The sequence below is a fragment of the Microbacterium sp. genome, from assembly GCF_047606385.1.
Taxonomy (GTDB): domain Bacteria; phylum Actinomycetota; class Actinomycetes; order Actinomycetales; family Microbacteriaceae; genus Microbacterium.
Genome location: NZ_JASGEL010000057.1, coordinates 1 through 5370, shown reverse-complemented (window position 1 = coordinate 5370; position 5370 = coordinate 1). Strand labels below are relative to the sequence as shown.

Sequence of the window (5370 nt, the reverse complement as noted above, 5' to 3'; positions counted from 1 at the left end):
GTCGGCGCCGGTGACGCCGCGGCGGCGGTCGTGACCGCGACCGCGACCGCGACCGTGTCGGTGGCCGCCACGCGGTGGCGCAGCGCACGCTCGATGCGCAGACGCCGGCCGAGCGCGGGAGTGACTCGCGGGACGCCGAGCACGGATGCGTCGGGCATCGCCGCCGTCGGCGCGCGATCGGCCTGCAGCGGCTGCCGCAGCTCGCGGTCGCCGTTCGGCCACGGCGCCGAGCTCCATCCGATGGCGCTCATCGCGCGGCTCCGCCGGCCGGTGGGCGCAGCTGTCGAGCGCGTACCCGCGCACCGGCGACGGTGCCCGGAGGCGTCCCGTCGCCGATGCGCGGGTACGCCGAATGACGTCTCCCCATGACGTGCTCTTCCCCAATGTTCCCCAGTACGGGCCCCATGCCCGTTGTGCCCGCCCGAGGTGCCCTGTCCCCGACCCCAGATCGGGAGGCCCTGCACCGCCGGCCCCCCGGCGGTGCAGCCTCGACATCTCGCGATGCCTGGCGTGCGGTTGAACTATAGCCACAGATCCGTCGCCTCCAAAAGGGGGTTTTCGCTCGGCGTGTCGTTCGTGGCTTCCGTCCCGCGCTGGGCGGGGGTATAGTGCCGGTCACGAGCGCTCTGCTGGGGAGTCGGGCGCCGGGACGCCGCGGGGGGCGGTGTCGGCATCCAGGCCTGGGGAGGCCGAGACATGCGGATTTGGGGAGCGGTGCTTGTCGCCGCGCTGATCGCATTGCCGACGGCGGCATACGCCGACGACACGAACTACACACCGGTGGACCCGTCGCGCAGCACGCTCGCGGGGTCGACCGTCGATGTCGAGTGCGAGGGCACCGACCTGCGGCTCGTGTACGACGTGCGGGTGACCCAGCCGGAAGGATCCGTCGCGGTGAGCGGCGACGTCCGGCTGACGGTGACCAGCACCGGCACCGTGCTCGACCTCGGCAGCCTCACCGACGGCGCGGCCGCCGGCGAGGTCGTCTGGCCGCTGGACGACACTCCCGGCACCCTCGCGGCGCAGCTGGAGGTCGTCGGGTCCGACGTGCCGACGCTCACGGTGTCGGTCCACGTCGCCGAGTGCGACCCGCGCACGGCGGACGTGCTCGCGCTCGCCGTGACCGGACTGGACGCCCCGGTCGCCGCGATCGTCGGAGCGGCGCTCGCCGCGGTCGTCCTCGGCGCGGTCGTCCTGGTGGTGCGGGCGCGCCGGCGCCGCGCCACGCGGCGATGACCCGCCGGACCAGACGCCTCCTCGTCGCGGTCGGCGCCGGCGTCGTGCTGCTGGCGGCGGCCGCCACCTGCTGGGTGCTGGTCCGCGCCTGGCAGGCGGCGCAGGAGCTGCAGGCGGCGGCACCGCTCGTGCAGCAGATCGCCGGCGCCGGCGACCTGGACGCCGACACGGCGTCGTTGGAGACCGCGCAGCAGCATCTCGACCGGGCCGCCGAGCTCACGGACACGCCGCTGTGGCGGGTCGTCGAGCTCGTGCCCGGGCTCGGACCGAACCTCGCGGCGATCCGCACCGTCTCGCAGAGCGCCGCCGACACGGTCGACGCGATCATGCCGCCCGCGCAGGCTCTGCTGGCGACCGGGGCGAGCCCCGATCTGGCCGCATGGCGCGCTCAGCAGGAACCGCTCGCACACGCCGCCGAGGTGTTCGCGCAGGCGCGTGACGACATCCGCGCCATCGACACCGGGGAGCTGATCCCGCCCCTCGCCGACGGCGTGCGCACCCTCGCGGGCGTCGCCGACGAGGCGACGCCCGTCATCGATGCCCTGGCGACCGCCGCCGTCGTCGTGCCCGGGCTCGCCGGCGTCGACGGACCGCGCGACATCCTGGTCGTGCTGCAGAACCCCGCCGAGCTGCGCACCGGCGGGGGGATCACGGGCACCTTCGCCGAGATCCGGGTCGAAGACGGCGCGTTCACCCTGGTGCGCCAGGCCGACTCGACCCAGTTCCCGACGGCATCCGAGGACGTGGCCCCGGTGTCGGACGCCGACACCGCGCTGTACGGCGACGTGGTCGGACGCTTCGTGCAGAACACGACCATGACCGCCGACTTCGCCGCATCGGCGCAGCTCGCGCTGTCCTGGTGGGAGCGGCAGTTCGGCGATGCTCCCGATGCGGTGATCGCGGTCGACCCGATCGTGCTGCAGGCGCTGCTGAGCGCCACCGGGCCGATCGCTCTCGCAGACGGCTCCGAGCTGACCGCCGACGACGTCGTGCAGCGCCTGCTCGTGGACCCCTACCTGTACCTGGACGGCGACGGCCAGAGCGCGTTGCAGCGGGAGGTGATCGCTGCCGTGCTCCCGGCGCTCGCCGCGCGGATCGACACCGTGACGTGGGCGGCGGCGCTGTCGCAGCCCATCTCCGAGGGGCGCATCTCGGTGTGGAGCTCACGCGAACAGGAGGAGCAGGCGATCAGCGGCACGGCCGTGGCCGGGCCGCTCGCGCGACTGGATGCGGCGGGCGACGCGGGCTTCGGGGTGTTCCTGGACGATGCGACCGGCGGCAAGATGGACATGTATCTCGACGTCTCGGTGCGTGCGCGCCATGTCTGCGACGGCACCACGGTCGTCACCGTGACGCTCACGCACACCGGTGAGGTGCAGGCCGTGGCCGACCTCCCCGCCGCGGTGACGGGCGGCGGGATATGGGGCACGGCGGTGGGAGACATCGGCACCACCGTCGTCGTCATGGCGCCCGCCGGCAGCGGCTTCGGCGCGGTGACCGGCAACGGCGGACGGATGCCGTCGGTCCAGGCGATCGCGCAGGGCCACCCTGCTACGGCGGTGCGGGTGAACATCTCCCCGGGCCAGACCGAGTCGGTCGAGGTCCGCTTCACGGCGACGGACGCGCAGACGCCGGTGATCGTGTCCACGCCGACCGTCGCCGGAGTCGATGTCGCCGTCGAGCCGGCGGCGTGCGGATGAGACGAATCGGCGGCGTGCGGATGAGAGCCGCGTCTCCCGCCGGCGACGCGCTGCGACCCTATGCGCGGAGTGCGCCGAGGGCGCCACTTCACGCATAGGGTCGCGGTCGCGGAAACCCCCAGCGTTCCCGCATTCGCGCTTCACGCGCCCCGAACCGATCGGTTCCCCCAAGGGTGTGTGCTGTGCGTGATCAGCATACGTGTCCCCCATTTGGGGGACAATACCTTTGGGAAAACTTATGAGAGATGCCGTGTTCCGCAGCGCTGCGCGGCGGAATCGGCGAGGAGAAATCGCCAGCCGTTCACACGAGGTGCCCGGAGGGGATATAGTGTGCGTGTCTCCGCTGTGGCCCGATCGTCCCCAGCGATCGTGAGCTTCCGGCTTCCCCAAGGCTGGAATCGCCAGGCTCGCACGGAGTGACTGGATCCCTCCGCGTCGTTCAGTCCCTAATGAGCGACACGGAGGGATCCATTTCGTCTCGGCGCTCTCAGGTGCCGGGATACGCTGGAGCCCATGTGCGGAATCGTCGGATACGTGGGGCCACGGCCCAGCCAGGGCATCCTCCTCGCCGGTCTCGCGCGGCTCGAGTACCGCGGCTATGACTCCGCCGGCGTCGCCGTGATCGACGAGACCGGCCGCCTCGGCATGCGCAAGCGCGCCGGCAAGCTGAGCGTGCTGCGCGACGACCTCGCCGAGCACCCGCTGGCCGCCGGCACGACCGGCATCGGCCACACCCGCTGGGCCACCCACGGCGGCCCCACCGACGTCAACGCCCACCCGCACCTGGCCGACGACGGGAGGCTCGCGGTCATCCACAACGGCATCATCGAGAACTTCGCCGAGCTGAAAGCCGAGCTGCTGCGCGACGGATACGAGTTCCGCAGCGAGACCGACACCGAGGTCGCGGCCGTCCTGCTGGGGCGCGAGTACGCGGCGTCCCACGACCTGGTCGCCGCATTCCGCCAGGCCGTGACGCGGCTCGAGGGAGCGTTCACCCTGCTCGCGATGCACCAGGACCAGCCCGGCCTGGTCGTCGGCGCCCGCCGGAACTCGCCGCTGGTGATCGGGCTCGGCGAGGGCGAGAACTTCCTGGGCTCCGACGTCGCGGCCTTCGTCGAGCACACGCGCAACGCCCTCGCCATCGGGCAGGACCAGATCGTCGCCATCACCCCCGGCGGCGTCGAGGTGACCGACTTCGCCGGCGGGCCGGTCGAGGTCGAGCCGTTCGAGGTCACGTGGGACGCCTCGGCCGCCGAGAAGGGCGGCTGGTCGTCGTTCATGGCCAAGGAGGTCTCCGAGGAGCCCGAGGCCGTCGCGAACACCCTGCGCGGCCGCATCCACGACGGCGTCGTCGCCATCCCGGAGCTCGACGGGCTCGACGAGCTGTTCGCCGGGATCGACCGGATCGTCATCATCGCCGCCGGCACGGCCGCCTACGCCGGGCTGGTCGGCAAGTACGCGATCGAGCAGTGGACGCGCGTCCCGGTCGAGGTGGAGCTCGCGCACGAGTTCCGTTACCGCGACCCGGTGCTCTCGGCATCCACGCTCGTCGTCTCGATCAGCCAGTCGGGCGAGACGATGGACACGCTCATGGCGGTCAAGTACGCCCGTGAGCGCGGGGCGAAGACGCTATCGATCTGCAACACGCAGGGGGCGACGATCCCGCGCGAGTCGGACGCCGTCGTCTACACGCACGCCGGTCCGGAGGTCGCCGTGGCCTCGACCAAGGCCTTCGTCGCGCAGATCACCGCGCAGTACCTGCTGGCCCTGCACATCGCGCACGTGCGCGGCGTGCTCTCCGACGCGGTCATCGCCCAGCACGTGGTCGAGCTGGAGGCGATCCCGCGCAAGATCGCCCGGGTGCTCGACGGCGAGTCGGCGCACATCGCGCAGCTCGCGCACTGGATGGCCGACACCCGGTCGGTGCTGTTCCTCGGCCGGCACGTGGGCTACCCGATCGCGCTGGAGGGCGCGCTCAAGCTCAAGGAGATCTCCTACATCCACGCGGAGGGGTTCGCGGCGGGCGAGCTCAAGCACGGGCCGATCGCGCTGATCGAGCCCGGGCAGCCGGTGTTCGTGCTCGTCCCGTCGCCGCGCGCATCGGCGCTGCTCCACGACAAGGTGGTCTCCAACATCCAGGAGGTGCGCGCCCGCGGCGCCCGTGTCATCGTCGTCGCCGAGGAGGGGGACGCCGCGGTGCTGCCGTTCGCCGACGAGGTGCTGCGCATCCCGCTGGCGGGGCCGCTGTTCGAGCCGTTGCTGGCGGTCGTGCCGCTGCACCTGTTCGCGATGGGCCTGTCCGAGGCGAAGGGTCTGGACGTGGACCAGCCGCGCAACCTCGCGAAGTCGGTGACGGTCGAATGAGGCCCCTCCCTCGTCCGCGCGAGACGTCGCGGATGTCACGCTCCGCGGTGTTTCTCGTGACATCCGCGAC

Annotated in this window: 4 protein-coding genes; 3 read left to right on the top strand and 1 reads right to left on the bottom strand. The window is 72.3% G+C overall.

Annotated features, from left to right (window positions below; all coding sequences use genetic code 11):
* Positions 1–251 (bottom strand): hypothetical protein (locus QM626_RS05920; RefSeq protein WP_415074970.1); only part of this gene is annotated, 251 nt, incomplete at its 3' end.
* A gap of 445 nt (positions 252–696) precedes the next feature.
* Here QM626_RS05920 and QM626_RS05915 point away from each other — a divergent pair.
* From QM626_RS05915 to glmS, 3 genes are all read left to right on the top strand, one after another.
* Positions 697–1236 (top strand): hypothetical protein, encoded by a 540-nt coding sequence (locus QM626_RS05915; protein WP_415074968.1) that lies wholly within the window; start codon positions 697–699, stop codon positions 1234–1236.
* Positions 1233–2936: a DUF4012 domain-containing protein gene (locus QM626_RS05910; protein WP_415074966.1), complete on the top strand. Its 1704-nt coding sequence runs from the start codon at positions 1233–1235 to the stop codon at positions 2934–2936. Before QM626_RS05915 ends, QM626_RS05910 begins: the two co-directional genes overlap by 4 nt.
* A gap of 513 nt (positions 2937–3449) precedes the next feature.
* Positions 3450–5300 carry a glutamine--fructose-6-phosphate transaminase (isomerizing) gene (gene glmS, locus QM626_RS05905; RefSeq protein WP_415074965.1) on the top strand — a complete coding sequence of 617 codons (1851 nt, stop codon included), beginning with the start codon at positions 3450–3452 and terminating at the stop codon, positions 5298–5300.
* The last annotated feature ends 70 nt before the right edge of the window (positions 5301–5370 follow it).